The sequence below is a fragment of the Brachybacterium sillae genome (genome assembly GCF_025028335.1).
Taxonomy (GTDB): domain Bacteria; phylum Actinomycetota; class Actinomycetes; order Actinomycetales; family Dermabacteraceae; genus Brachybacterium; species Brachybacterium sillae.
On the sequence record NZ_JAFEUW010000001.1, the window covers coordinates 1,394,554 to 1,420,147 of the forward strand.

The 25,594-nt window shown below is 70.2% G+C and carries 21 protein-coding genes and 4 pseudogenes; 13 read left to right on the top strand and 12 right to left on the bottom strand.

Translation table 11 applies throughout. The features are described 5' to 3' along the window. Nucleotides 1–359: 359 nt before the first annotated feature. Complete coding sequence (locus JSY14_RS06390; protein ID WP_259557944.1) at nucleotides 360–1,493, bottom strand: glucose-1-phosphate adenylyltransferase family protein; 1,134 nt, start codon at nucleotides 1,491–1,493, stop codon at nucleotides 360–362. Nucleotides 1,494–1,661: 168 nt separating this feature from the next. Here JSY14_RS06390 and JSY14_RS06395 point away from each other — a divergent pair, with 168 nt between their 5' ends. Both JSY14_RS06395 and JSY14_RS12530 read left to right on the top strand, forming a co-directional pair. Beyond that, nucleotides 1,662–3,350, top strand: a complete 1,689-nt coding sequence (locus JSY14_RS06395) for an ABC1 kinase family protein (RefSeq protein ID WP_259557945.1) — start codon at nucleotides 1,662–1,664, stop codon at nucleotides 3,348–3,350. Nucleotides 3,351–3,489: 139 nt separating this feature from the next. After that, nucleotides 3,490–4,355 (top strand): annotated as a pseudogene (locus JSY14_RS12530) (IS5 family transposase). A gap of 92 nt (nucleotides 4,356–4,447) precedes the next feature. On the opposite strand, the gene JSY14_RS06405 reads toward JSY14_RS12530, so the two are convergent. Beyond that, a complete protein-coding gene (locus JSY14_RS06405; RefSeq protein ID WP_432803612.1) occupies nucleotides 4,448–5,542 on the bottom strand; it encodes a S1C family serine protease in 1,095 nt (364 codons plus the stop codon). Nucleotides 5,543–5,846: 304 nt separating this feature from the next. Between JSY14_RS06405 and JSY14_RS06410 the strand changes: the two are divergent. Then, nucleotides 5,847–6,092: pseudogene (locus JSY14_RS06410) on the top strand (ISL3 family transposase); the annotation flags it as partial. Here the strand turns inward: JSY14_RS06410 and JSY14_RS06415 are convergent. Beyond that, nucleotides 6,088–6,953: pseudogene (locus tag JSY14_RS06415) on the bottom strand (IS5 family transposase). The pseudogenes JSY14_RS06410 and JSY14_RS06415 overlap by 5 nt on opposite strands. A 174-nt stretch (nucleotides 6,954–7,127) precedes the next feature. On the opposite strand from JSY14_RS06415, the gene JSY14_RS06420 reads away from it, so the two are divergent. Next, nucleotides 7,128–8,699, top strand: a complete 1,572-nt coding sequence (locus JSY14_RS06420; RefSeq protein ID WP_259557948.1) for an alanine/glycine:cation symporter family protein — start codon at nucleotides 7,128–7,130, stop codon at nucleotides 8,697–8,699. 28 nt (nucleotides 8,700–8,727) lie between these two features. Here the strand turns inward: JSY14_RS06420 and JSY14_RS06425 are convergent, their stop codons facing one another. Next, entirely contained in the window at nucleotides 8,728–9,132 is a 405-nt protein-coding gene (locus tag JSY14_RS06425; protein WP_259557949.1) for a DUF1992 domain-containing protein, read from the bottom strand. Nucleotides 9,133–9,224: 92 nt separating this feature from the next. Continuing rightward, on the bottom strand, nucleotides 9,225–9,668 hold the full coding sequence (locus JSY14_RS06430; RefSeq protein ID WP_259557950.1) for an SRPBCC family protein: 444 nt from the start codon (nucleotides 9,666–9,668) through the stop codon (nucleotides 9,225–9,227). Between the two features lie 77 nt (nucleotides 9,669–9,745). On the opposite strand from JSY14_RS06430, the gene JSY14_RS06435 reads away from it, so the two are divergent. Further along, complete coding sequence (locus JSY14_RS06435) at nucleotides 9,746–11,056, top strand: MFS transporter (protein WP_259557951.1); 1,311 nt, start codon at nucleotides 9,746–9,748, stop codon at nucleotides 11,054–11,056. On the opposite strand, the gene JSY14_RS06440 is transcribed toward JSY14_RS06435, so the two are convergent. The 4 genes from JSY14_RS06440 to JSY14_RS06455 all read right to left on the bottom strand — a co-directional run bounded on the left by JSY14_RS06440 (nucleotide 10,974) and on the right by JSY14_RS06455 (nucleotide 15,045). Then, the gene (locus JSY14_RS06440) at nucleotides 10,974–12,026 is read right to left on the bottom strand and encodes a GNAT family N-acetyltransferase (RefSeq protein ID WP_259557952.1); all 1,053 of its coding nucleotides are present in this window, start codon (nucleotides 12,024–12,026) and stop codon (nucleotides 10,974–10,976) included. The genes JSY14_RS06435 and JSY14_RS06440 overlap by 83 nt on opposite strands. Nucleotides 12,027–12,425: 399 nt before the next feature. Then, nucleotides 12,426–13,124 carry an NUDIX hydrolase gene (locus tag JSY14_RS06445; RefSeq protein WP_259557953.1) on the bottom strand — a complete coding sequence of 233 codons (699 nt, stop codon included), beginning with the start codon at nucleotides 13,122–13,124 and terminating at the stop codon, nucleotides 12,426–12,428. 5 nt (nucleotides 13,125–13,129) lie between these two features. Then, a complete protein-coding gene (locus JSY14_RS06450; RefSeq protein WP_259557954.1) occupies nucleotides 13,130–13,756 on the bottom strand; it encodes an isochorismatase family protein in 627 nt (208 codons plus the stop codon). Further along, nucleotides 13,756–15,045 (bottom strand): nicotinate phosphoribosyltransferase, encoded by a 1,290-nt coding sequence (locus JSY14_RS06455; RefSeq protein WP_259557955.1) that lies wholly within the window; start codon nucleotides 15,043–15,045, stop codon nucleotides 13,756–13,758. Before JSY14_RS06455 ends, JSY14_RS06450 begins: the two co-directional genes overlap by 1 nt. Nucleotides 15,046–15,222: 177 nt before the next feature. Between JSY14_RS06455 and JSY14_RS06460 the strand changes: the two genes are divergently transcribed. The 8 genes and pseudogenes from JSY14_RS06460 (at nucleotide 15,223) to JSY14_RS12535 (ending at nucleotide 24,081) form a co-directional block, all read left to right on the top strand. After that, nucleotides 15,223–17,214: an oxidoreductase gene (locus JSY14_RS06460; protein ID WP_349773595.1), complete on the top strand. Its 1,992-nt coding sequence runs from the start codon at nucleotides 15,223–15,225 to the stop codon at nucleotides 17,212–17,214. After that, nucleotides 17,211–17,348, top strand: coding sequence for a hypothetical protein (locus JSY14_RS12470; protein ID WP_349773596.1), 138 nt, complete (start codon nucleotides 17,211–17,213; stop codon nucleotides 17,346–17,348). Before JSY14_RS06460 ends, JSY14_RS12470 begins: the two co-directional genes overlap by 4 nt. A 39-nt stretch (nucleotides 17,349–17,387) precedes the next feature. Further along, nucleotides 17,388–18,347, top strand: coding sequence for a PfkB family carbohydrate kinase (locus JSY14_RS06465; RefSeq protein ID WP_285892256.1), 960 nt, complete (start codon nucleotides 17,388–17,390; stop codon nucleotides 18,345–18,347). Nucleotides 18,348–18,616: 269 nt separating this feature from the next. Beyond that, a complete protein-coding gene (locus JSY14_RS06470) occupies nucleotides 18,617–19,294 on the top strand; it encodes a glutathione peroxidase (protein ID WP_349773597.1) in 678 nt (225 codons plus the stop codon). Between the two features lie 135 nt (nucleotides 19,295–19,429). Continuing rightward, entirely contained in the window at nucleotides 19,430–20,539 is a 1,110-nt protein-coding gene (locus tag JSY14_RS06475; RefSeq protein ID WP_259557956.1) for an SPFH domain-containing protein, read from the top strand. Nucleotides 20,540–20,564: 25 nt separating this feature from the next. Then, nucleotides 20,565–20,816, top strand: coding sequence for a sulfatase-like hydrolase/transferase (locus tag JSY14_RS06480; protein WP_259557957.1), 252 nt, complete (start codon nucleotides 20,565–20,567; stop codon nucleotides 20,814–20,816). Nucleotides 20,817–21,052: 236 nt separating this feature from the next. After that, nucleotides 21,053–23,536, top strand: coding sequence for a DUF4268 domain-containing protein (locus JSY14_RS06485; RefSeq protein ID WP_432803613.1), 2,484 nt, complete (start codon nucleotides 21,053–21,055; stop codon nucleotides 23,534–23,536). After that, nucleotides 23,529–24,081: pseudogene (locus JSY14_RS12535) on the top strand (glycoside hydrolase family 2 TIM barrel-domain containing protein). The gene JSY14_RS06485 and the pseudogene JSY14_RS12535 overlap by 8 nt, the downstream one beginning before the upstream one ends. A gap of 344 nt (nucleotides 24,082–24,425) precedes the next feature. On the opposite strand, the gene JSY14_RS06490 reads toward JSY14_RS12535, so the two are convergent. The 3 genes from JSY14_RS06490 to JSY14_RS06500 form a co-directional block, all read right to left on the bottom strand. After that, a complete protein-coding gene (locus tag JSY14_RS06490; RefSeq protein WP_259557959.1) occupies nucleotides 24,426–24,788 on the bottom strand; it encodes an MmcQ/YjbR family DNA-binding protein in 363 nt (120 codons plus the stop codon). Nucleotides 24,789–24,857: 69 nt separating this feature from the next. After that, complete coding sequence (locus JSY14_RS06495) at nucleotides 24,858–25,217, bottom strand: DUF86 domain-containing protein (protein WP_259557960.1); 360 nt, start codon at nucleotides 25,215–25,217, stop codon at nucleotides 24,858–24,860. Next, complete coding sequence (locus JSY14_RS06500) at nucleotides 25,214–25,498, bottom strand: nucleotidyltransferase family protein (protein WP_259557961.1); 285 nt, start codon at nucleotides 25,496–25,498, stop codon at nucleotides 25,214–25,216. The genes JSY14_RS06495 and JSY14_RS06500 overlap by 4 nt, the downstream gene beginning before the upstream one ends. Nucleotides 25,499–25,594: the final 96 nt, after the last annotated feature.

The window sequence follows — 25,594 nt, forward strand, 5'->3', positions numbered from 1 at the left end:
GGCCATGGCCGCACCGTGCACTTCTTCGCCGAGGACAAGGACAGCGCCATTCCCGAGGACGCCGTGGAGGCGACTGTCCGCCGTGTCGATGACGGGTACCAGATCATCGTGAGCGCCTCCGGCACTGTGCGCGATCTGTGCGTGCTGGCCGACAAGGTGGACCCGGACGCGGTGGCCCAGACCCAGCTGCACACCCTGCTGGCCGGGGAGACGGCAGTGATCATGGTGCGCTCCCGGGCGGATCTGGATCCGCAGGCGTTCCTCGCCCCCGGCGTCATCATGAGTGCGAACGACCTGGTCGCCCGTGCCCGTGGACGGGAGCGTGAGCAGCTGGATTGGCCCCGCCCGACCGCTGGCGCTCACCCCACCTGCTCGGTGCGCACCACCTCGCCGGCACCGTTGATCAGGGTGGCGCAGTCCTTGGTGCGGACCTCCATGGGGCCCTCCAGCTGTGCGCCCTCGTCGACGATGCACCCGCTCAGGTGCACGCCGGCGCCGATGCGGGCCCCGTCCAGCACCACGCAGTCCTCGAGGTGGGCACCCTCCTCGACCTGCACCGACGGGCCGATCACGCTGTGCCGCACGACCCCCTTCACCACCGAGCCGGAGGCCAGCATGGACTCGGCGACGTCGGCGCTGCTGCCCACTCGTGCGGGCACGAGCTGCGGCGGGGCGGTGAAGATCGGCCACTCGGGATCGTCCAGGTCCACGCCGGTGCCGTCCAGCAGCTCCATGTGCGCGCGCCAGTAGGCGCTGAGGGTGCCGATGTCCTGCCAGTAGCCCTCCAGCCGGTGCTCGACCACGGTGTGGTTCTCGACGAAGTGGGGGATCAGGTCCTCCCCGTAGTCGTCCAGGCCGTCCTCGCCACCCAGCTCCTCCAGGGCTGTCAGCAGGGCCGGCCCGTCGAAGCAGAACGTCTCGGTGACCACGAGGTCCGTGGGCGGCTCCTCCGGCTTGTACCAGAACTCCTCGATTACGCCCTTCGTGCCCACCTTCACCACGCCGTAGCGGCTGGCGTCGCCGTCGTGGCGGGTGGTGACGATGGTGAGGTCGGCGCCGGCGTCCCGGTGGGTGTCCACCACGTCGGTGAGGTTCAGCGTGAACAGGTGATCGGCGCTCATCACCAGCACCAGCTCAGGTTCGAAGGAGGCGATCTGCCTGCGGAAGTGCCACAGGCTGTCGCTGTTGCCCTCGGGCAGGCCCTCCCCGGTGCCGCCGGTGAACGGGGCCAGGATCCGCAGTCCGCCGTGGGTGCGGTCCAGGTCCCAGGGCCGGCCGTTGGACAGGTGCTCGTTCAGGGCGTGCGGCAGGAACTGCTCGATGACCCACACGTCGCGCACGTGGCTGTTGGCCAGGTTGGACAGGGCCACATCGATCAACCGGTAGTTGCCCGCCACCCTCACCGCCGGTTTGGTGCGGTGGTCGGTGAGGGCGTCCAGCCGTGACCCGGCACCACCGGCCAGGACGATCGCGAGCACTCGTGGGATGCGCATGGTGGGGGCCTCTCGGGTGGTCGGCAGGAGTGGCTGGGAGGTTTCTACTCCCCGATGCTGAGGATCGGCCCGGAGCGACGTCGATCGCATCCGGGATGCGGTACGAACGGTAGGAATCTCCGCTTCGCACCACGCTGCCCCACCCGACCCCTGGCTAGCATGGCCATCATGGCCTCCGTCACCGCCCGTTACCGTCGGATCGCCGAGGTCCTGGTGCGCAACGGCATGTCGGCCCTCGCCGATCAGATCGGCCTGCGCGAGCACATGACCGGACTGGTGTACCGCCACCTCTCCGGCGACGACTCCGGCCCCGTCCCCGGCCCGATGCGCCTGCGCCGCGCCCTGGAGGACCTGGGGCCGACGTTCGTCAAGCTCGGCCAGATGCTCTCCACCCGCCGCGACCTGCTCCCGCTGGAGTACACCTCGGAGCTGGAGAAGCTGCAGACCAGCACTTCGCCCGTCACCTATGCGCAGATCGCCGAGACGATCCGGCGCGAGCTGGGCGCGGACCCGCACGAGCTGTTCTCGCACTTCGACGAGGTGCCGCTGGCGTCGGCCTCCATCGGCCAGGCCCACCGCGCCCGCCTGCAGGACGGCACCGAGGTGATCGTGAAGGTGCGCAAGCCCGGTGCCGCGGAGATGATCCACTCGGACCTGGACCTGATCCGCTCCCTGGCGGCCCTGGCCTCCCGCGAGTGGTCCCTCGCCCGTGACGCCGACATCGAGTCGGTGGTGGCGGCCTTCGATCGCATGATGCGCCGCGAGCTGGACTACCGCACCGAGGCGGACAACGCGCGTCGTCTGCGCCGCAACCTGGCCGAGGACCGCACGGTGCGGGTCCCCCGCGTGTACCGGGAGCTGACCACCTCCGAGGTGCTCACCGAGCAGTTCGTCACCGGGATGGTCATCACCGACACCGCCGCGCTGGACGCCGCCCGCATCAACCGCCGCAAGGTCGCCCACGACGCCACCGAGTCCCTGCTGCGGATGGTGCTGGTGGACGGCTTCTTCCACGCCGACCCGCACCCCGGCAACCTGTTCGTGGAGACCGACGGGACCATCTGGCTGATCGACTTCGGGATGGTCGGCACCCTCTCCCCGCAGGTGCGCGAGCACCTGCTGTGGCTCGCCTTCGCCCTGGGCCGACAGGACGAGGACGGCGCGGTCTCCGCCCTGCTGCAGCTGGCGCCCCCACGCGGCGGGGTGGACCGCAGGCGGCTCTCGCGCGACGTGTCCGAACTGCTGGACATGCTGACCGAGAAGCCGCTGGGCGCGATCTCCGTCGCCGCCGTGGTGGAGCGCATCACCGCGCTGCTGCGCCGCCACCGCCTGCAGCTGCCCTCGGACGTCTCGGCCCTGCTGCGGATGCTGGTGCTCACCGAGTCCAGCGCCGTCACCCTGGATCCGGGCTTCCAGGTCGCGACGGTGCTCGAAGAGGTGCTGCCGATCGCGATGGGCGAGCTGCTGAGCCCCGAGGCGCTGGCCCGGCGAGCGGGAATGGCGGGCCGCACCGCGCTGCGGCTGGGCACCGACCTGCCCCAGCGGGCACTGCGCCTGCTGGACGACTACGAGAGCCGCGGCGTGGACGTGCACATCGACGCCGCGGACCTCGACAAGGTCATCAGCCGCATGGAGAACACTGCTGACCGCCTGATCGTGGGCATGACGATGAGCGCGCTACTGGTAGGCATCTCCACGGTGCTGGCCTCGCAGCCGTCGGCCGGGGGCCGCATGAGGGACCCTCTGCTGATCGGCGCGGGCGGCACCACGGCCCTGATGGGCATGCTGCTGGCCGCCGGCGCCGGCCCCGTGCGCACCGCCGGAAGATTCGTACGACGGAACCTGCGTGGCAGTTGAGACACCCCCGGCACGCGCGAGTGCCCGGCTCCTGGGTGGTGGGGCAGGCGGCCGACGCGGTGGGCCGCGCTGACGGGCTGCCGCTCACTAGGCCGTGTTGCTAAATGCTGGTTCGGGGCCTTCGGGTGATCCTTGAGGCGTGTCGCGAGATGTCGTCACGGACGAGGTCTGGGAGCTGATCCGGGACGTGTTCCCGCCGGTGAGGACACGGGGCCGTCCTCCGGTGGATCGGCGCACGGTGGTCGAGGCGACCGCGTGGCGGTTCCGCACGGGATCGGCGTGGCGAGACCTCCCCGACCGGTTCGGGAGCTGGAACACGATCTACAAGAACTTCCGGCGATGGGCGACCGACGGCGTCTGGGAGGACCTGCTCACCCACGTGCAGAAGCGGGCGTCGCTTCAGGGTGAGATCGACTGGGTCGTGTCGGTGGATTCCTCGATCGCGCGTGTCCATCAGCATGGCGCGACCCTGCCCCGGGTCACAGGGGGATCCATCGAACGACAAGAAGTCCGGGCCGGAGCCTCCTGACCACGCGATCGGCCGGTCACGGGGTGGTTTGACGACGAAGATCCATCTCGTCTGCGACGGGAAGGCCCGGGCGCTGGCGTTCGTCCTCACCGGCGGGCAGGTCGCAGACACGAGCATGTTCACCTGCGTACTCGACGAGATCCACGTCCCCGGCCGAGGGCCCGCGCGCACGAGACCGGACCGGGTGCTCGCGGACAAGGGCTACCCGTCGAAGAAGAACCGGGCCTGGCTGCGCGAGCGCGGCGTCAAGGCCACGATCCCCGAACGGGGCGACCAGATCGCTCACCGCCGCAAGCGTCCGGGCCGCCCGATCGACTTCGGCGATGAGCAGCGGGAGCGTTACAAGGGGCCGCAACGTCGTCGAGCGGTGCTTCAACTTCGTGAAGCAGTAGCGAGGACTCGCTTCCCGCTACGACAAGACCGCCCGGTCATACGCGGCGGGGCTCTGCCTCTCCGCCGCCTTGCAATGGATTTAGCAACACGGCCTAAGTCTGACGCGCGACAACCGACGCGGCGGGTGACCGTGCTTCGTCGGCTCTGCCGCCGACTCACTCCCGAAGCCCACTGCTCAGGGCCGTGCGTCGAGGGTGACCGTGACCTCCTGGGCCTCACCGTCGCGGATGATGTCGAGGGTGACCTCGGTGCCCACCGGCCGTTCACGGATCTGCGCGATCAGCGAGAGGGCGGAGTCCACGGCCTCGTCGTCGATCGCGAGGATGCCATCGCCCTCCTGCAGGCCGGCCTGCGCTGCGGGGCCGTCGGGTGCCACGTTCGCGACACCTGCGGCCCACCGCTGGGCCCCGTCGACCTCGACGATCACGTCGCCCACACCAACGCCCAGGTAGGCGTGCTGGACGGTGCCGGTCTCCAGGATCTGGTCAACCACGGACCGCATCTGCCGTGAGGTGATCGCGAAGCCGATGCCGATGTTGCCGGATTCGGGGCCAAGTGCGGCGATCGAGGAGTTGATGCCCACCAGCTGGCCGTTCGCGTCGACCAGGGCGCCCCCGGAGTTGCCGGGGTTGATCGCGGCGCTGGTCTGGATGGCGTTGGTGACCACGGGCTCCTGCGCCCCCGACGCCGACGGTTCAGCGCTGCCAGCCGTCACGGGACGATCCAGCGCGCTGACGATGCCGGTGGTGACCGTGCCGGACAGTCCCAGCGGGTTGCCCACGGCCATCACGGGTTCGCCGACCACCAATTCGTCGGAATCGGCGACCTCGATCGGGGTCAGGTCTGCGGGAGCATCGGCGATCTCCAGGACCGCGAGGTCGCTGGCCTGATCGCTGCCCAGCACGGAGGCCTCGAAGACCCGCTCGTCAGCGAGCGTCACCAGGATCTGCCCGCCCTCGGTGGCCCCGGCGATGACGTGGTGGTTGGTGACCACGTGGCCCTGCTCGTCGATGATCACGCCGGATCCGGCGCCACCGTCCTGCGAGGTGCGCACCGAGATCGAGACCACGCTCGGTGCGACCTGCGCTGCCGTGGCAGACCAGTCCCCGCCCGCCGATGCCGCGACGGCAGGCGGCTCAGAGGCCGGTTCCGAAGCGGAGGAGGCAGGCGATGCGTCCGGGGTAGCGGAACCGGTGTCCGCGCCTGTGCACCCCGCCAATGCCAGGGCCACACAGGATACCAGGACCACTGGTGCAGCGGTGCCTCTCACCCGTCGGATCGTCCTGACCGTGCTCGGCCACGTGATCCTCATCCCTGATCTACCCCTCTCATGGACAGCGCAGCGACGCACGATGCGCCGCGACGGCGAAAGAGGTGGATCGCCGGCGCCTCTTCGCAAGACACCGGCGATCTCCCCCTACGGGGAGCATCCCACACCGCATAGTCTCTGCCAACTGTAAGGGGCTCTTCGCAGTTGACGGTGTAGTCGGGGGTGGGCGGCTGGTTCGTGGATAGACGTCGAGGTCTTCCAAGATGAAAGTTCCTACACTGCCCATCCGCCGGAAGACCTCGACTTGCACCACGCTACCTTCGCCGCGCCCGACCTGACCACGTTCTGCCGTCTCGACGAGCTCGGCCTCGAGGCCGTTGGGCAGCGTCTCGAGCCAGATCGGGCGGTGATCGAGTGCCGCGTCGTCGAGGACGACCCGTGGTGTCGGAAGTGCGGCGCCGAGGGCGCGCCACGGGACACGGTGACGCGCCCGCTGGCGCATGAACCGTTCGGGCACCGGCCGACGACGCTGCTAGGCCGTGTTGCTAAATCCATTGCAAGGCGGCGGAGAGGCAGAGCCCTGCCGCGTATGACCGGGCGGTCTTGTCGTAGCGGGAAGCGAGTCCTCGCCACTGCTTCACGAAGTTGAAGCACCGCTCGACGACGTTGCGGCCCTTGTAACGCTCCCGCTGCTCATCGCCGAAGTCGATCGGACGGCCCGGACGCTTGCGGCGGTGAGCGATCTGGTCGCCCCGTTCGGGGATCGTGGCCTTGACGCCGCGCTCGCGCAGCCAGGCCCGGTTCTTCTTCGACGGGGTAGCCCTTGTCCGCGAGCACCCGATCCGGCCTCGTGCCCACAGGCCCTCGGCCGGGAACGTGGATCTCGTCGAGTACGCAGGTGAACATGCTCGTGTCTGCGACCTGCCCGCCAGTGAGGACGAACGCCAGCGCCCGGGCCTTCCCGTCGCAGACGAGATGGATCTTCGTCGTCAAACCACCCCGTGACCGGCCGATCGCGTGGTCAGGAGGCTCCGGCCCGGACTTCTTGTCGTTCGACGGATCCCCCTGTGACCCGGGGCAGGGTCGCGCCATGCTGATGGACACGCGCGATCGAGGAATCCACCGACACGACCCAGTCGATCTCACCCTGAAGCGACGCCCGCTTCTGCACATGGGTGAGCAAGTCCTCCCAGACGCCGTCACTCGCCCACCGGCGGAAGTTCTTGTAGATCGTGTTCCAGCTCCCGAACCGATCGGGCAGGTCTCGCCACGCCGATCCCGTGCGGAACCGCCACCCGGTCGCCTCGACCACCGTGCGCCGATCCACCGGAGGACGGCCCCGTGTCCTCACCGGCGGGAACACGTCCCAGATCAGCTCCCAGACCCCGTCCGTGATGACACCTCGCGACACGCCTCAAAGATCACCCGAAGGCCCCGAACCAGCATTTAGCAACACGGCCTAACACGCTCCCCTTACCCGCGGCCCACCCTCACCCCACCCTGAGACCTGGATCACGTAGGGTCGAACGCCGACGCTGCGCGCAGCCGACCTGTGCGCCGACATCGACGTCTGCGAAGGGACCCCATGGAAGCGTTCATCACCTCCGCCAACGAGATCATGTGGAGCCTCCCCATGGTCATCCTGATCCTCCTGCTGGGCGCCTACTTCACGGTGCGGATGGGCGTACCGCAGGTGCGTCTGGTCGGGGACATGGTGGGGCAGCTCCTCCACGGGGGCCGCACCAGCGCCGGGATCAGTTCGTTCGAGGCATTCGCCATGGCCCTCGGCGGACGCATCGGCGTCGCGAACATCGCAGGGGTGGCGGTGGCGATGCACTCCGGTGGTCCCGGGGCCCTGTTCTGGATGTGGGTGACCGCGCTGCTGGGCGCGCCGGTGGCCGTCGCCGAAAGCTCCCTGGCGCAGCTGTACAAGCACAAGGTGCAGGGTGAGTTCCGCGGCGGTCCGGCGTTCTACATCCTCGAGGGCCTGGGCCGGAACTGGCGCTGGCTGGCCGCCGCGTACGCCGCCGCGACCGTCGTCGCCACCACCCTGACCGGTCCGCAGATCCAGTCCAACGCCGTCTCCGCCGCCACCGCGCAGGCCTGGGGCTGGGACCCGCTGTGGACCGGCGTGGGGATGGCCGTGCTGTTCCTGGTGATCGTGCTGGGGGGCATGCACCGGCTGGGTCGCACCGTCGGCCTGGTGGTGCCGTTCATGGCCGCCGCCTACATCCTGGTGGGCCTGGTCGTCGTGGTCCTCAACGCGTCCGCGGTGCCGGAGATGCTGCGTCTGATCGTCGGCAGCGCCTTCGCCACCGACTCGGTGTATGCGGGCATGCTCGGCGCGGCGATCGCCTGGGGCGTGCGCCGTGCCGTGTACTCCACGGAGATCGGCACCGGCTCCGGGGCGCAGGCCTCCGCCGCGGCGAACGTCTCCCATCCCGTGAAGCAGGGCCTCGCCCAGGGGTTCTCCGCGTACGTCGACACCCTGTTCGTCTGCACCGTCACCGGCCTGATGATCCTGTCCACCAACAGCTTCAACGTGCTGGGGCCCGACGGGACGACCACCATCGTGGAGAACCTCCCCGGGGTGGAGGCGGGCCCGGCGTGGACGCAGATCGCCATCGACTCCGTGCTCCCGGCGTTCGGGCCGACGCTCGTGGCACTCGCGGTGTTCCTCTTCGCGTTCACCACGCTGCTGTCCTTCGACTTCTACGCGGTGACGAACCTGGCCTACCTGGTGAAGAACCACACCGCGCAGCGGGTGGCCGGCATGATCGCCCACCTGCTGCTGGCGGCGTCGATGGTGTACGGCGCCCTGCAGAAATCCGATATGGCCTGGGCGTTCGCCGACTTCGGGGTCGGCCTGTACACCTGGGTGAACATCCTGGCGCTGGTGCTTTTGAGCGGGCAGGCGATCACGCTGATGAAGGACTACGACCGGCAGAAGCGGCAGGGCCTGGACCCGGTGTTCGACCCGCGCCGGGTGGGCATCACCAACGCACCGCTGTGGGAGCAGATGGCCGACGAGCACGCCCGCACCGGTGATGTCGACGCCGCCATCGAGACCGTCGCCGAGACCGCGCCCGACACCCGTGACCTGGAACTGGAGCAGGCGCCGGAGACCGAGAACTCGACGGCCTCCGACGATCGCTGACGAGCCTGGGTGGACGGCCCGCGCCCCGTCACTCCCAGCCCCGGACCCGGCGCCACCGCGCGACGGTCATCTCGGGGTCCAGTGGCACGGCCCCGCCGAACGGGCCGGGAGCGGCGAGTGCGTCGTCACGCACACGGCGGTTGTAGTCGGCGACGTACTCACGCACCTGCTCCTCGCGGGTGAAGGCGGCGAGGGTGTCGTCGAGCCGGGCGGCTTCACGGCGCAACAACACCGGCAGCGGCAGAAGCGCCTCCCGCTCGATGTCCCCGGCGGCGAGGCGGCGCTTCACCCACCAGTCGGGGTCGTGGGCATCACGCAGATCCAGCGGCTGACCGGCAAGGGGCAGGTCGTCGAAGGCCCCCTCCGCGGCGGCGCGGTCCATGGCGTCGGCCCCGCGGTCCCACACCGCGGGGCGGTGCGGGTGGGGGCGCACCGGATCCTCCGGCGTGTCAGCGTGGTCGGCCCTGCGCGGATCCCCGGGCCGCCCCGCTCCCTGGGACCGGCCGACGTTCCCGCGGGAACGTCTCACGACTGGACGTGCTGCGCCAGACGGTCGAGCGACGCCCGCAGGTTCTCCGCCGTGGTGGCGCGGGCCTTGGCCATGCGCTTCTCGTCGGTCAGGGCGGTCCAGTCGTAGGTGTGAGTGACGCGGGTGAGGCCCTCCCCCAGCGGCTCCACCTCCCACCGCCACAGATGCCCGGGCGGCTGCTCACCCTCCGGGGCGGGTTTCCAGGCGATGCGGCGGCCCTCCTCGAACTCCACCACGTGGTTCTCTCGCACGGACCCCTTGGTGAGGACCATGCGGAAGACGTCGCCGACGGCGCTGACGCGCTGTCCGGTGGGGGCCTCTCCCAGGTTGTCGTTGCCGTCCCACTCGGGCTGCCGGGCGGGATCGGCGATCAGCTCGAAGATCGCCTCGGGTGCGGCGGAGATCTCGCGGGACGCGGTGACGATGCGCTGTTCGCTCATGCGCCCATGAAAGCACGCGACAGCGTGCGACGACACCTCTGGACGGCGAGGCGGGGATACCGCCGTAGGGTATGCACGTGCTGACCGCTCTCCGCCACCCGACCTACCGCCGCCTGTTCGCCGCCCAGGTCGTAGCGCTGGCCGGCACCGGGTTGTTGACGGTGGCCCTCGGTCTGCTGGCCCATGACATCGCCGGGGTGGGCGCCGGGCGCGTGCTGGGCACCATCCTGGCGGTGAAGATGATCGCGTACGTGCTGGTCGCCCCGGTGACGACGGCGCTGGTCCATCGGGCGCCGCGCCGACTGGTGCTGATCTCCTCGGACATGGTCCGGCTGGCCATCGCCCTGCTGTTGCCATTCCTCTCCGAGACCTGGCAGGTGCTGATCGCGGTGTTCGTGCTGCAGGCGGCGTCGGCCACGTTCACGCCGACGTTCCAGTCGGTGATCCCAGACGTTCTGCCCGATGAGGAGGACTACACCGCGGCGCTGTCCCTGTCCCGCCTGGCCTACGACCTGGAGGCGGTGCTCTCACCGCTGCTGGCGGCCGCGCTGCTGCTGGTGGTGCCGTTCACGGGCCTGTTCGTGGGGACCGGTCTCGGCTTCGCCGTCTCCGCCCTGCTGGTGCTCGGTGCCGCGATCCCCGCGACAGCCGCGGGCCGGGACGCGGCCGACGACGTCCGGGACGCGAACGATGACGCCCGGGATATGACCGAGGGGACGGGTGGTGAGCTGCCGTTCCTGCGGCGGGTGAGCCGAGGAACGACGCTGTTCCTGTCGATCCCGGCGCTGCGGGCCGTCCTCGCACTGCACCTGACCGTGGCGGCCGTGGGGGCATTCGTGCTGGTGCAGACGGTGGTGATCGTCCGCGACGTGCTGGAGCTGGGAGAACCGGACGTGGCGGTGATGCTGGGGGTGCACGGGGCCGGGTCGATGCTCGCCGCGCTCGCGCTCCCCCGGCTTCTACGGGGGCGCGGCCCCGTCGGGGAACGGCGCGTCATGCTCGGGGGTGCAGTGCTCCTGGTGGTGGCGGGTGCGCTCATCGCCCTGGGTCTGCCTCGCGGATCCGTGGTCCTCGTGGGCGTGCTGTGGGCGGCGGTGGGCGTCGGCTGGTCGATGGCGGAGACCCCGGTCGGCCGGGTGCTGCGGCGCAGCGTCGATCCGCGTGACCTTCCGGCAGTGTTCGCGGCACAGTTCTCGCTGTCCCACGCCTGCTGGCTGCTCACCTACCCCCTGGCGGGGTGGCTCGGAGCATGGAGCCTCACCGGCGCGGCCTGGGGTCTCACAGCGCTCGCCGCCGCCGCGGCGGTCACCGCCGTGGTGCTGTGGCCGCGGGCCGTCCCTGGTAGGCGATCTCCCGGAACCTCACCTGGTATCCGAGCTTCTCGTTGATCGCGATCATCCACGGGTTGACGTGAGAGTTCCACGTGACGATCTGCTCCACCCCGGGAGCCAGTTCCCCGATGCGGGCATGCGTGGCGACCTTCAGGGCAAGTCCCAGCCGGTGCCCGCGGTGCTGTGGCATGACCAGCGTGTTCTCCTGCCAGCACAGAGTGGTTCCCTCGGTGCGACGCCAGTGCAATTCTGAGTTCCCCGCGAAACTGCCGTCAGGAGCGATGGCCACCGCCGTCAGGACCCGGATTCCACGCTCCCGCCGCCGCTGCTGCATGGTGCGCAGACGGTCGGGAGTGTAGGTCGCGGCCTCGTACTCGAACTCCTCGTCGGGATCGTCGACCTCGAGCTGGGTGAGCAACGTGCCGTAGGTCTCGAGGTGCTCCTCGGGGATCTCGTCATCCCACACCTCCACGCGGTAGTCGCCGATCTTCTCGGCGGCCTCGGCCCCCAGCCGACGCAACAGCTCCGGGTCGATCGGCAGGGAGAGGGCGCGGCACACGGCCACGTTGCGTCGTTCCAGGCCGAGCCGGTGGGCGAGCTTCACCTGCGGCAGGGCCGGGTCCTCGACCTCACCCTCGGACGGTCCGGCGGCCCAGGCCGACACGAGGGTGCGGCCGGTCTCGCGGATCATCGGGATCACGGCCTGCTCCAGAAGTGCGGTGCCGACGCCGTGACCGCGCAGCGCCGGGTGGACCGTGATGTCGACGTAGACGGTGTCAAGGTTCTCCTGGAGCGACTGGGAGACGGAGGCGTACCCGGCGATCACCTGACCCTCCATCTGCTCGACCTCCGCCACCGCCACGCGCACCGAGGAGTAGGGACTGTCGGAGAAAAGGCTGCGCTGCTGGGCGACGGTCGCCGGTTCGACTCCGCCGAACAGCAGCTGATCGTGGGCATCGTCGATGCGCGCGACGGCGTCGAGATCGGCGTCCGAGCCGAGGTCCAAGGGGCGCACAGTGATCTGCATGCGGTCGATCAGATCACGCGGCACCGGAGGGGCGCGACGTAATTTCGCGAGGCAACGTACTGAGGCGCCACACACGAGCCGATCCGAGGTGTGCCGCATGTCCCCCAACGGGGCGCCCCGCATGTCCCCGCCCCAGGTGCGCCACCACGGCCCGGCCGCGCAGGAGAGTCCGCTCCCACATGCTCACGGATGGCGGACAGTCCATGTCCGCATTTGCGGTCTCATCTGGAGTTCCCGTGCGCCATTGCGGACACCGCGTGTCCTCCACTCGGGAGTCTCCGCGCCCTGGCCCCGGGACCCGCGTGGTCGGGTCGCCCGTCGGACGACCAGACGCGACGCCTCTGGGCCCTCAGCGGCCGCGGGTGGGGCGGGTGCCGGGACGCAGCAGTGCGGGCTGCATCACCGTGGCGGGGCCGCGGCGGTAGAGCGTCGGACGGGGTGCCCCGGTGGCGCTGCCCGGTTCCGGTTCGACGAAGTCCTCGGTCGACAGCACGGCGCGGGTGAATTCGGCGCGGTCGGGCAGATCCCCCACACCGCCCCGTAGACCGCACGCAGCTCCGCGATGGTGAACGGCTCGTCGACGAACTGCGCCGCCAGGGTTGTGTACTCGATCTTGGCGCGCACCCGCTCGCGGGCGTCGGTCACGATCTCGCGGTGATCGAAGGCGAGCTGCGGCGCCTCGGGGTCTTCGAGAAGTTCGTCCACCGACCACCAGCGGGCATCACCCATACCGTCGTCCACGTTCGGCACGAAGGCCAGGTGCGCGATCGACACCACCCGAGCGCGGGGATCACGGCCTGGTGTCGCATATGTGGCGAGCTGCTCCAGGTGGAATCGCTGCTCGCTCGCGTCGAGGCCCGTCTTGGCGGTGAGTTGGCGGCGGGCGGCGTCCTCCGGGGTCTCCTCGACCTCCATCAGGCCGCCGGGCAGGGCCCAGTGGCCGGCGTACGGCTCCTGGGTCCGCTGCACCAGCAGGACCCGCAGGGCACCGTCGCGGATCGACAGGATCGCCACGTCCACCGACACCTGGATCTCGCACCGCGCGGGCGCGCCCGGCCCGGACACGGTGGGGGTGGTGGAGGGGTTCGCGTCGGGCATCCTGCTCACCTCCGGATCTCGATGCCGTGGCCCCGCAGTTCGGTCTCGAGGGCCGACACGTCGCTGTGCACAGGGGCGGTGAGGTCCCGCGGGATCTGCACGGTCGGAGCGGCAGCGACCGGGGTCTCCTCCGACTCGCCGCGCACACCGAGCGCCGTGGCGCGCACGCAGTAGTCGTACGCCAGACCCACCACGACCGCCTCATCGACATCCGCCAGCAGCTCCCCGAACGGCGCCCCATCGGACGGCCCACCCGTCACGGTGCCCTCCAGCACCGAATAGGCGGGCTCCCCGAAGCCCTTGCGCACCCGCACCAGGCGATCCCCCAGCCGCGTGCCCACCTCCTCCAGGGCCGCGGCGAGCGCCGGATGCAGCTCGGCCCCCTCGCTCCCGGCGCAGCAGTGCACCGGCCAGGAGTCCACGAAATCGGGGGCGTCACTGAAGTGCCCGCCGTTGTCGCTGTCGGGGTCGTGCCAGTCCTGGGAGACCACCACCATGTCGTAATCCTCGGCGTGGTCGCGCAGGTGAGCGGCGATACGCTGCGCCACCGCGGCGCCACCGTCGACACCCAGCGCACCGCCCTCACAGAAGTCGTTCTGCACGTCCACCACGATCAGCATGGTCCTCGTCATCACTCGGCCTCCTCCGCTGGATCCCATTCCTCACTGTTGCGCAGCGCCGTCCCGGCACTGATCCGCCGCGCCACGGCGGGCAACTGCGCCAGTTCCCGGGCCACACGCTCCCGCACCGTCGCCAGATCCTCCGCCCCCACGGCGTCGCCGCCGCGCAGCAACGGCACCTGCACGGGCTCGGCCCCCGTCGGGACGGTGCCGTCGGTGGTCCACACCTCGCGGCCGTCGGGGAAGCGGAACACCGACTTCTCCCCACCCACCGACCGCTTGGAGCTGCTGGCCTTCGCCACGGAGCGGCGCGGCCCGCCGGGCTCATCGGACACCGCCACCAGCTTGTAGACCATCCCGGCGGTGGGGTGTCCGGAGCCGGTGGCCACACGGGTGCCCGCCCCGTAGCGATCGATCGGGGCACCCTGCAGATGCTCCATCAGATACTCGTCGAGGTCACTGGTGACGGAGATCTGCGTGTCCGTGGCGCCGAGTTCGTCGAGCAGGGCCCGGGCCCTCGTCGCCTCCACGAGCAGGTCTCCGGAGTCGATCCGCACCCCCGCCAACTGCGGACCGGCGACATCGATCGCGGTGCGGATGCCCTCGGCGATGTCGTAGGTGTCGACCAGGATGGTGGTGCCGGGGCCGCTGGTGGCGACCTGCGCGGCGAAGGCCTCCCGTTCGCTGCGGCGCGCCAGCACGCTCGCGTGCGCGGCGGTTCCCGCCACCGGGATGCCGAATCTCCGCCCGGCCTCCAGGTTCGACGTCGACCCGAATCCGGCGAGGTACGCGGCGCGGGCCACTGCCACCGCGGCCTCCTCATGCACCCGGCGGCCTCCCATCTCGATGATCGGCCGGCCCTGAGCGGCGATCACCATCCGCGCGGCGGCCGAGGCGATCGCGGAGTCGTGGTTCAGCACCGACAGCACCAGCGTCTCCAGCAGCACGCACTGTCCGAGCTCCCCCTCGACCGTCAGCACCGGGGTGCCCGGCCAGTACACGCTGCCCTCCGGCAGGCCCCGCACCTCCCCGGTGAACCGGAAATCGGCGAGGTAGTCGGCGGCGGCGTCGCTGATCGCCCCGCACTCGCGCAGGAAACCGATCGTCGGCTCGTCGAATCGGAACTCCTGCAGCAGCGGCAGCAGACGCTGGGTGCCGCCGAGAAGCCCGAACCGTCGCCCCTCCGGCAGGCGCCGCGCGAAGGCCTCGAACACCGCGTCGTTGCGGGCCGTGCCGTCGTGGAGCATCGCCGACAGCATCGTGTACTCGTACATGTCGGTCAGCAGGGCGGTGGTGGCCACGCAGGATCCTTCCGACGGCGTGGGGCCAGGGATGAGGCCGAGGGTCTGAGGCCAGGGTACGAACTCCCCCTGCACGCGGGCGGGAGACGGCAGCCCTGACCGCCCGGCACCGCGGATTCCGTCGGCCGATGCCGTGCGACGGCCGGCGTGTCGGCGGGTGCTGGCACAATCCCAGGCATGACCGTCGAGGCCCACGGCGGGGCCCCGCGCCCCGTCCACCTGCTCTCCCCCCTGGACCTGGGGCGCTTCACGGTGCGCAACCGCATCGTCATGGGATCGATGCACGTGGGTCTGGAGGACTCCCCCGCCGACCTCGAGGATCTCGTCGCGTACATGGCTGAACGCGCCCGCGGGGGCGTCGGTCTGATGGTCACCGGTGGTCTCTCCCCTGACCGGGCCGGCCGCCTCACCCGCCGCGGCGGGGTGCTCACCGAGCGTCTGGCCCGCCGCCACGTGGCGGTCACCCGCGCGGTCCACGAGCACGACGGGCGGATCCTGCTGCAGCTGCTGCACGCCGGCCGGTACGCCGGCCATGCGCTGCCGGTGTCAGCCTCCCGCACGCAGGCACCGATCTCGCCGGTGCGGGCGCGGGCCCTGACCCGGTGGGGCATCGGCCGCACCGTCCGGGCGTATGCCCGCGCCGCCGCCCTCGCCGTCGAGGCCGGGTACGACGGGGTGGAGATCATGGGCAGCGAGGGCTACCTGCTGAACCAGTTCCTCGCGCCCGCCACGAACCGGCGCCGCGACCGCTACGGCCGGGATGCCGAGGGCCGCCGCCGTCTGCCGCTGGAGGTCGCCCGGGCGGTGCGTGAGGCGATCGGTGAGCGGGCCCTGCTGTCGTACCGCATCTCCCTGCTGGACCTGGTGCCGGACGGTCAGACGTGGGAGGAGACCGTGACGCTCGCGCGGGAGCTGACCACCGCCGGGGTGGACGTCCTGTCCACCGGCATCGGCTGGCATGAGGCCCGCATCCCGACGATCGCCACCTCCGTGCCGCCGGCCGTGTTCACGCCCCTGACCGCGCGGCTACGGGAGGCCGTGGAGGTGCCGGTGGTGGCGAGCAACCGGTTGCACGACCCGCAGATCGCCGAGCAGGTGCTGGCCCGCGGGGACGCCGACCTCGTCTCCCTCGCGAGACCGCTGCTGGCCGACCCGGAGCTGCCGAACAGGCTCGCCCGCGGGGAGGCCGCCCGGATCATCCCCTGCATCGCCTGCAACCAGGCCTGCCTGGACCGTGTCTTCGCCGGTCAACGTGCCGGATGCGTGGTGAACCCGCGGGCCGTGCATGAACGCGAGCAGCGGCTGGTGCTGCACCCGGTCCCACCGCGGAGGCAGCGGCGGGTGGCGGTGGTCGGTGCCGGACCGGCCGGGCTGGAGGCCGCCGTGAGTGCGGCGCAGCGCGGCCACAGCGTCACCCTGTTCGAGGCCACCGGGGACCTGGGTGGGCAGTTCCGGTTGGCGGCTCGCATCCCCGGCAAGGAGGACTACGCCCGCGCGATCAGCGCCTGGCGCACCCGCCTGCTGGCCCACGGCGTCGGGGTCCGACTCGACACCCGTCCCACCGCCCGGGAGCTGCAGGCCTTCCATGACGTGATCATCGCGACCGGGGTGGAGCCGCGCCGCAGCGACCTGCCCGGGTTCACCCCCGACGGCGAGCGCGTGCTCACCTACGCCGATCTGCTGGAGGGCCGGGCCACGGCCGGACGCCGGGTGGCGGTGATCGGGGCGGGTGGCATCGGCGTCGACGTCTGCGAGTTCCTCACCGCCCCGGCCCTCTCGCTGACGCAGGACCCGCCGGCGTGGCGGGAGCGCTGGGGTGTGGCCGACCCCGACGAACACCGCGGCGGTGTGCGACCGGACGGCGGGCCACGTCGCGGGTCGGAGGCGACGGTGCCAGGGGGTCGTGAGGTCCACGTGTTCCAGCGACGCCCCGGGAAGATCGGTGCGACGCTCGGCCGCACCACCGGCTGGGTGCATCGCGCCGAACTGCGGCACGCCGGGGTGGTCGAGCATCGCGGCGTGACGTACGACCGGATCGAGCATCTGCCGGACGGCGCCCTCCGGCTGCACTGGCAGGAGCAGCCCGAGCGTGCCACCGACGAGGCCCCCGCCCCGGCCACGAGCTCGTGGTCGACACCGTGGTGCTGTGCATCGGTCAGGAGTCGGTGACCGGCCCGGCCGAGGAGCTCGCGGCCCTGAGCGACGGTCCCCGCGTGCATGTGATCGGTGGCGCCGAGCATGCCGGGGAACTGGATGCCGAGCGGGCCATCCGTCGCGCCGTCGAGGTGGCGGCCGCGCTGTGAGACCCATCCGCCCGTCCGCCGATCCGCAGGAGGATCCCCGTGACCGTCTCTGACTCCCGCTCCGCCGCGCCGCGGGTGCTGCACACCGCGCAGGCTCTCGTCGATGTCGTGATCGAGGTGCCGGCGATGCCGCCCCGCGGGGGCAACGTGCACGCCGAGCGCTCCACTGCCTACGCCGGGGGCGCTGTGACGATCCTGGTGGCGGCCGCGCGGTTCGGGGCCCGCGCGGTGCACGGCGGCACCGTCGGCACGGGCCCGCACGGTGATCTGATCCGTGAGGCTCTGTCCGGTGACGGGGTGGAGCTGGTGACCGATCCGGTGCCTGACGTCGACACCGGCCCCTGCTACGTGCTGCTGGAACCCAGCGGAGAGCGCACCTTCGTGGTGACCTTCGGGGCGGAGCGCGCCGTCACCGCCGAGGACTTCGCGAGGCTGGAGCCCCGGCCCGGGGACTGGCTGTGCGTCTCCGGGTACACCCTGCTGGACGTCACCCGCGATGCCCTGCTGACGTTCCTCGACACCGTGCCCGACGGGGTGCAGGTGGTGCTGGATCCGGGCGCCCCGTTCGCGGATCTTCCGCCGGAGGTGATCGAGCGGATGCTGCGGCGCACCACCCTGTGGACCTCGAACGCCGCCGAGGCCCGGCAGCTCACCGGCCGGGACCACCTGGGGGATGCCGCGGCGGTGCTTCGCCGGCGCCTGGCCCCTGGAGCGGTGGTGGTGCTGCGCGACGGCGAGGACGGCTGCCATGTGCATTGCAGCGGCCGCGGCACCCACGTGCCGGGGTTCCCGCAGCGGGCGATCGACACCAACGGCGCCGGGGACACCCACACCGGGGCGCTGCTGGCGGAGCTCATCCGCGGTTCCGACTGGGAGGAGGCGGCGTTGCGGGCCAACGCGGCGGCGGCTCTGAAGGTGACGCGTCGCGGGCCCGTGACCGGGCCCACCCGCGCGGAGGTGGAGGCCTTCCTGGAGGGGTCCGACGAGGAGCAGCACTGAGGCTGTGGAGCCTGCACCCCCCGCCTGCTGGACCGGGCCGCACTGGTGGCGGGCTGGCGGGAGGGCCTGCTGGCGCACCCGCTGTTCCGGGTGGTCGTCGGCCCGATCGAGAGCTGGGAGCGCGGGGCACACGAAACCTTCACCGAGCCGTGACATTTCCCCCTTCCACCCGCGGGTGACCGACACGTAACATTCTCGGCGCGAGACGCCCGTCACAGCCCGCGCCGAGGGGACCGGCCGCGGACCGGGGGTCTCACCTGAGGTGACCCATGTCCGAAACCGCTGTGCGCGAGGTCGTGTCCGCCACGGACCACGCCCTCGCCTCCCGTTGCACTCTGACCCTGGATCGACCCGCCGCCCCTGGGCGACCCCGCCGACGCACCGGCGCGGGGACGCGCCGCACCTCCCTGTCCTCGCAGGGCACGGTGATCGGCGAGGAGGCGCTCTCCCTGCACGATTTCACCGCCCGCACCATCGAGGGCGACCGGCGGCCGCTGTCCGATTACCGCGGCCAGGTGGTGCTGGTGGTGAACACCGCCACCCGCTGCGGGCTCGCGACCCAGCTGGAGGAGCTCGAGGACCTGCAGCGCACCTTCGGCCCCCGCGGTTTCACCGTGCTCGGTTTTCCGTGCGATCAGTTCCTCGGCCAGGAACTGCCGTTGGACGAGCAGGTCGAGGAGCTGTGCCGCTCCCTGTTCGAGGTGACCTTCCCTCTGTTCGCCCGCGTCCGCGTCAACGGGCCCGACGCCGATCCGATGTGGCAGTGGTTACAAGCGCAGAAGGCGGGGGTGATCGGAGGGCGGATCTCCTGGAACTTCACGAAGTTCCTCATCGGCCCCGAGGGGCAGGTGGTGCGCCGGTATGCGCCCCCGCTTCCCCCGCGCCGCATCGCCCGCCGCATCGACATGATGCTCACCGACCTGGAGGCCGGGCGTCCGACCGACTGACCTCCGTCGGTCCGTGCGCCGGGGCCGTCCCCGGGATGTCGACCATCGTCGGGTCCCGCATGTCGGGGCCCACTGTTAGCGTGTGAGGCAGATCAACGTCTCTGCTTCTGATGGCACTGCACCCTGGGGGGATCCGTGGAAGGCATCATCACCGGTTTCGGAGGTCTGGTCGGCCTCATCTTCCTTGTCGTCCTGGCGATCCTGCTGTTCGGCGGGCTCCGTACCAGCATGCTGTTCACCGTCCACACCCAGGAGATGGTGATCGTCGAGCGTTTCGGCAAGTTCCTGCGGGTCGCGGGGCCGGGCCTGAACATGAAGATGCCGTTCATCGACGGCACCACCCGGCCGATCTCGCTGCGCATCCAGCAGCTCGAAGTGAACATCGAGTCTAAGACGAAGGACAACGTGTTCGTGACGGTGCCGGTGGCGGTGCAGTACGTGATCAAGGAGAACCAGGTCGTCGACGCGTACTACCGGCTGTCGAACCCGGAGGCGCAGATCCGCTCGTACGTGTTCGACACGGTGCGCTCGGCCCTGTCGGGCCTGGAGCTCGACGCCGCCTTCGAATCGAAGGATGACATCGCCCGCAGCGTGGAGAACACCCTGTCGGCGCGTATGCAGGAGTTCGGGTTCAACATCGTCAACACCCTGGTGCAGGACATCTCCCCCGACGCCCGCGTGCGCGATTCGATGAACTCCATCAACGCCGCCCAGCGCGACCGCGTGGCCGCGCAGTCCCTGGCGGAGGCCGACAAGATCAAGCGCGTCACGCAGGCCGAGGCGGAGGCCGAGTCCAAGCGTCTGCAGGGTGAGGGCGTGGCCGCGCAGCGCAAGGCCATCGCGATGGGCATCGCCGAACAGTACGAGATGCTCAAGCGGGTCGGGATCGAGAACTCCGCCGAGCAGCTGCTGCTGATGACGCAGTACTTCGACACCATGCAGGACATCGCCCGCAACGGCCGCTCGAACGTGCTGTACCTGCCGTCGAACCCCGGGTCCGTGGCGTCGATGGGCGAGGAGGTCCGCAACGCCATGCTTCAGGCCCAGGCCGCGCAGGATGCCGACGCCCAGGCCGACGACGACGAGGCGCACTGGGCCCGTCAGCGGGCTGAGGAACGGCGTCGAGCCGAGGCCGCCCGCCGCGCCCAGGAGGCCGAGTACCAGGCACGTCTGGCGGAGCAGGAGGCCCGGGAGCAGGGACGCGCCCCGCAGGGCGGCTCCGCCCCGTGGGGCCCGCAGGACTGACGCCGAGCCCGACCCGGTGGATCCCGTGACCGATCGTCCGAACATCATCCTGGTCTGCGTCGACCAGATGCGGGCCGATGCGCTGGGGGCCGATGGCAACGAGCACATCGACACCCCGTGGCTGGATCAGATGGCGCGGCGGGGCAACCGCTTCTCCCGCGCCTACTCCTCCACCCCCACCTGCGTGCCGGCTCGGGTCGCCCGGTTCACGGGCAAGTCGCCGGCGCTGCACGGACGCTACGGCTACCGGGAGGGCGTGAACTTCCCCGCCGCATAGGACACGCCGGGGCGACTCATTCTGCCCCCGAGTTGAGGCGTAGGGCACGCACTCTTGTGACGCTGGCGCATCTCGACCGCGCATTTCACCCGCGCGGCGGGGACGCCGACGGTCGGCCCCGTCCCCGTGCCCGTTATTGTGACGTCAACCCATCAGAGCAGTGCGAGGAGACGTGTGTGGTCCGGGCCGAGAACGGGACACTATCTGGAGTTCTTGAGGGCAAGAAGCAGTACCAGGTGCCGCTCTACCAGCGCGTGTACTCCTGGGGAAAGAAGCAGCTTGACCAGCTTTGGGTCGATGTTGCGGAGTTGGCCGACACGCTACGCACCGACCCGAAGGCGTCCCACTTCATCGGGTCCCTGGTCCTGGCCAGCAGCCCGGACTCCGGCACGATCGGCATCCAGAAGTATCTCGTCGTCGACGGTCAGCAGCGCCTGACGACGTTGACCCTCTTGTTGGCCGCGTTGCGAGACCATCTGTACGAAGTCGGCGACGTCGAACGCGCCCAGGGGATCGATGCTCAGTACCTCATCAACGTGTACGACGCCGGCAAGCCGCACAAGGTGGAACCCACGCAGGCCGACAGGGACGCGTACAGCGCGGTGCTCGGGCGGTCGCCGTCGGCGGGCGGCGAGGACAACATCGGGGAGGCATACCGGTTCTTCCGGTCGCGCATTGCAGCGGCCGACGACCCTGACGACCCACACGATCTCGCACTGATCGAGGCTGCCGTCGTTCGAGGGCTCGCGCTCGTCGTGGTCACGGCGGAGCCCGGCGACAACGCGCACCGCATCTTCGAGTCGCTCAACAACACGGGACTCCGGTTGACGCAGAGCGATCTGCTCAAGAACTACCTCTTCATGCGGCTCGGAGACCGGGCCGCGACGGTGTACGCCAACGTGTGGGTGCCGCTCGAGAAGCGCCTGGACGCGGACAACCTCGAGCTGCTGTTCTGGCTCGACCTCGTCCAGACGGATGAACGGGCCAAACAGTCCGACACGTATATCGGGCAACAGCGCCGACTCGAGCAGCTCACCACCGCTGAGCAGATCGAGGCCGAGGTCCTGCGCGTGGCCAAGCTCGGTGACGTCCTCGCGACGATCCTGAACCCGGAGGGGGAGCCGCACCCCGAGGTGCGACGCCGGCTGACCAGGATCCGCGCATGGGGGTCGACGACGGCGTACCCCGTCGTGATGCAGATCCTCGCTCGTCGTGCGGCCGGGACGGCGACCGACGACGAGGTCGCCGCCGCGCTGACCATCCTGGAGTCGTACTTCGTCCGGCGCATCGTCATCGGCCGGGCGACCGCCAACCTGAACAGGACGCTGCTCGACGCTGTTGGTCACGTGAGCGCTGCGGAGCGTGTCGATGTCGGGCTGCGCGACTACCTGTCCCGCGGCCGGAAGTACTTCGCCACCGACAAGCAGGTTCGTGACGCGGCCACCAGTGTGGCGTTCTACTGGCAGGGGCGCGCGGCCCAGAAGAAACTCATCCTGCAGTGGCTGGAAGAGTCGTACCGACCCAAGGAGATCGTCAGCCTCGACCCCCGGCACCTGACGATCGAGCACGTCCTGCCACAGACGATGACGCCCGCGGTGCGTGCGACGCTCGCCTCGTCTCTGGCACCCGGAGCCGACGTCGACCTGGAACACGAACGCCTCGTGCACACGCTCGGGAACCTAACGCTGAGCGGCTACAACAGCGAGTTGAGCAACAAGCACTTCGACGAGAAGCGTGAACTGCTCGCGAAGAGCGGTGTGGCGATGAACCTCGAGATCGCGAAGTCCGCGACCTGGGGACCGACGGAGATCACGGCACGCGGTGAACGCCTCGCCGAGCGCATCATCGAGCTCTGGCCGGGCCCGGACGAGAAGCTCGTCGGACCCGGCGACGAACCGTCAACGATCCGGACACAGGTCGCTGCGATCGTCGCGGCGATCCCCGCGGGGCGATGGACCACCTACGGCGACGTCGCGCTGGTCGCGAGCACGGGCGCGCAAGCACTGGCCCAGATCATCACCACCTACCCCATGGCGAACGCCTGGCGCGTCCTCCAGAGCGGAGGGGCCGTCTCTCCGGGCTTCCGGTGGTCCGAACCCGGCCGGACCGACGACCCGCGCGACGTTCTGGAAGACGAGGGAGTGACCTTCGGCGCCGACGGGCGTGCCGATGCCGCGCAGTTCATCGGTGCCGAAGAACTTGCGGCTGAGGCTGGACTCGATGTCGATGAGGCGACCGTGGCTGCGTGGCGCGCACGCTCGCACGGAACAGGCTCCGGCGGATCGAAGGTCACCCCACTCAGACTCGCGCGCCGAGAGTTCTTCAGAAAGGTCAGAGAGGCCGGGCTCGCTGGGGCACCGCACGTGGCCGGCTGGCGCACGCCGCCCCTCCACTACTGGTACGACGTGGCCGTGGGCGACTCGCGATGCCACATCTCCCTGCAGGTCATCACACACACGAAGACCCTTCGAGCGATGTTGTGGATCGTGAACGACATGGAACTCTTCGAGGCACTTCATAGTCGACGAGAGGCCATCGAGGCGGACCTCGGCTTCACGGTCGAGTGGGACCCCATGCCGGAGCACAACGCGTCGAAACTCGAGGTCACCCGTCCAGGGGACATCTTGGACGACGCCGAGGTCCCCGAATTGGTCGAGTGGTTCGTCGAAAAGGCCGACGCTTTCGCCAAGGTGCTGCCCGCGTACCTCGCGGATGTCTGAGCGGTTGACCACGTCAACGGTCCGCACGAGCCACTACCCGCCGCACCCGCGCCTCTTGGACCTGTGCGACGAGTACGGCCTGTACGTCATCGACAAGAACGACTTCGCGACCCACGGCTTCGACTGCACGGCTGGCGCAACAACCCACCGACGACGAGTCGCGGGCGCCCGTCCTCGCCGACCGGGCCAACTGCACTGTCCGCCGCGATGGCCATCACCCGAGCACCGTCACGTGGTCGCTCGGCAACGAGTCGGGTGCCGGCGGCAACGTCGAGGTCATGCCGCAACGGTCCGCGCGCTCGACGCCACCGTGCACGACGAGGGCGATTGGACCGGCGCGCGCGTCGACGTCTACTCGCGCATGTACCCCGATCGAGGAGATGGCGCTCATCGCCCGCGGTGAGGAGGAGCCGCTGCCCGATGCCGCGATCGACGCCCGCCGTCGGCCCTGCCCTTCGTCCTCTGCGAGTACGCGCTTGCCATGGGCAACGGACCGGGCGGCCAGACGGAGGAGATCGACCTCGTCGCCGGCTCCAACCCCATGATTCGGCGCGCTTGTGTGGGAGTGGGTCGACCACGGATCGCCCGCCCGCACGCCCGACGGCACCCGTTCTACGGGCTCGAGACCGAACGCGCATGTCGTCACGGCCGCCGGACGTGCTGCCCGAAGCCTCTTGGCAATGCTGGATAGAAGCCTCACATGATCGTGCGAAGCATGAGCGGTTCTTATCCAGGCGCCCAGCCTGTATGGGATGAATGCACCGTCGGCGCTCTGGTTGCGATGCACTGACAGCTTCGACGCCCCGGCACTAACTGTGTACAGGTCCGGCGTCCCTGTACACGGTGAGGAACGCTGAGGCATGCTCGACGTCATACCGGGTGCTGCGGTTCACTGCCGGACGACGGACGCTGCCAGGCGCGCGGGCGCCTGGATGCAGTAGGAGTCGGTGAGCAGCTCGGCGAGCTCCGACCAGTCGGTGCGTTCGTCGAGCAGCATGCCGACGACGTCGGTGCCCCAGCCGGCCCTGAAGTACGGCTCGCCGAGGTGCTCGAACGCCGCCACCTCCTCCGGCTCGGCCCGGAAGACGATGCGGAAGCACTGGTCCTCGCCGCCGAACACGTGCGCCACCGTGTTCCCGCGCACGCGCCAGCGCACGCCGGTCCAGGCGTCCTCCTCGACGCACTCGGGGAAGTCGAGCAGGGCACTCAGCCGTTCGACGACGTCGAGCGGGACATCAGGTCTGTCGGGCACGCCACGAACCTGCCACGTGCCGCTGACATCCGCCGCGAGGTGCGGGGCATGGTTCGGGCGGGTCTTGGGCTACTCGTGGGACCCCAGCGTGTCCAGCAGGCGCCGGGCGTGCTCCTCGAGGGAGTCGAGCTCCGTCGTCGCGGCGCTGTGCAGGAGATCGACGTCGACGATGACGTACTCGTGGACCAAGATGTTGCGCATCCCGACCATGCGCCGCCATGCGTCACCGAACGCTGCCGCCACAACTCCGTCTTCCACCGAGTTCGCGGCGATCAGTGCGTCTATCGCGGCGATGAGCTGCATCGAGACGGCGTCATGGAGCAGCGGGTCGTCAAGGTCGAGGCCTCGGTCAAGGTGCGCGCGTAGTCGGGCGACGTGATCGAGGGAGCGCTGGACGTGCCAGCGGGGACTACGCTGCGCTGGACTCACAGGGTGACCGCCTCGCGTGACACCGTCCGGGCCACGTCCGGCACGACCGAGGCGGAGTCGACGACATCGACATCGACCCCGAGCAGGTCTCGGGCTTCGTCCGCGAAGGCGGCGAGATCGCCCAGGCTCCGTCCGCGCGGCACGTCGACCATGAGGTCGACGTCGGAGTCGGGGCCGTCCTCGTTTCGCGCGACGGATCCGACAAGTCTCAATCGCCGGAGGCCGTACTTCTCCGTGAGGCGACGCAGCTCCTTGCGGTGGGCGGCGACCTTCCATGCCAAGGGCGACGACGGACGAAATCTCCCGGTCGTAGTCGCGCCCAGAATCATCCGCAATCCCGGCACGAACGGGGACGCGTCGTTCAAGGTGACTAGCGT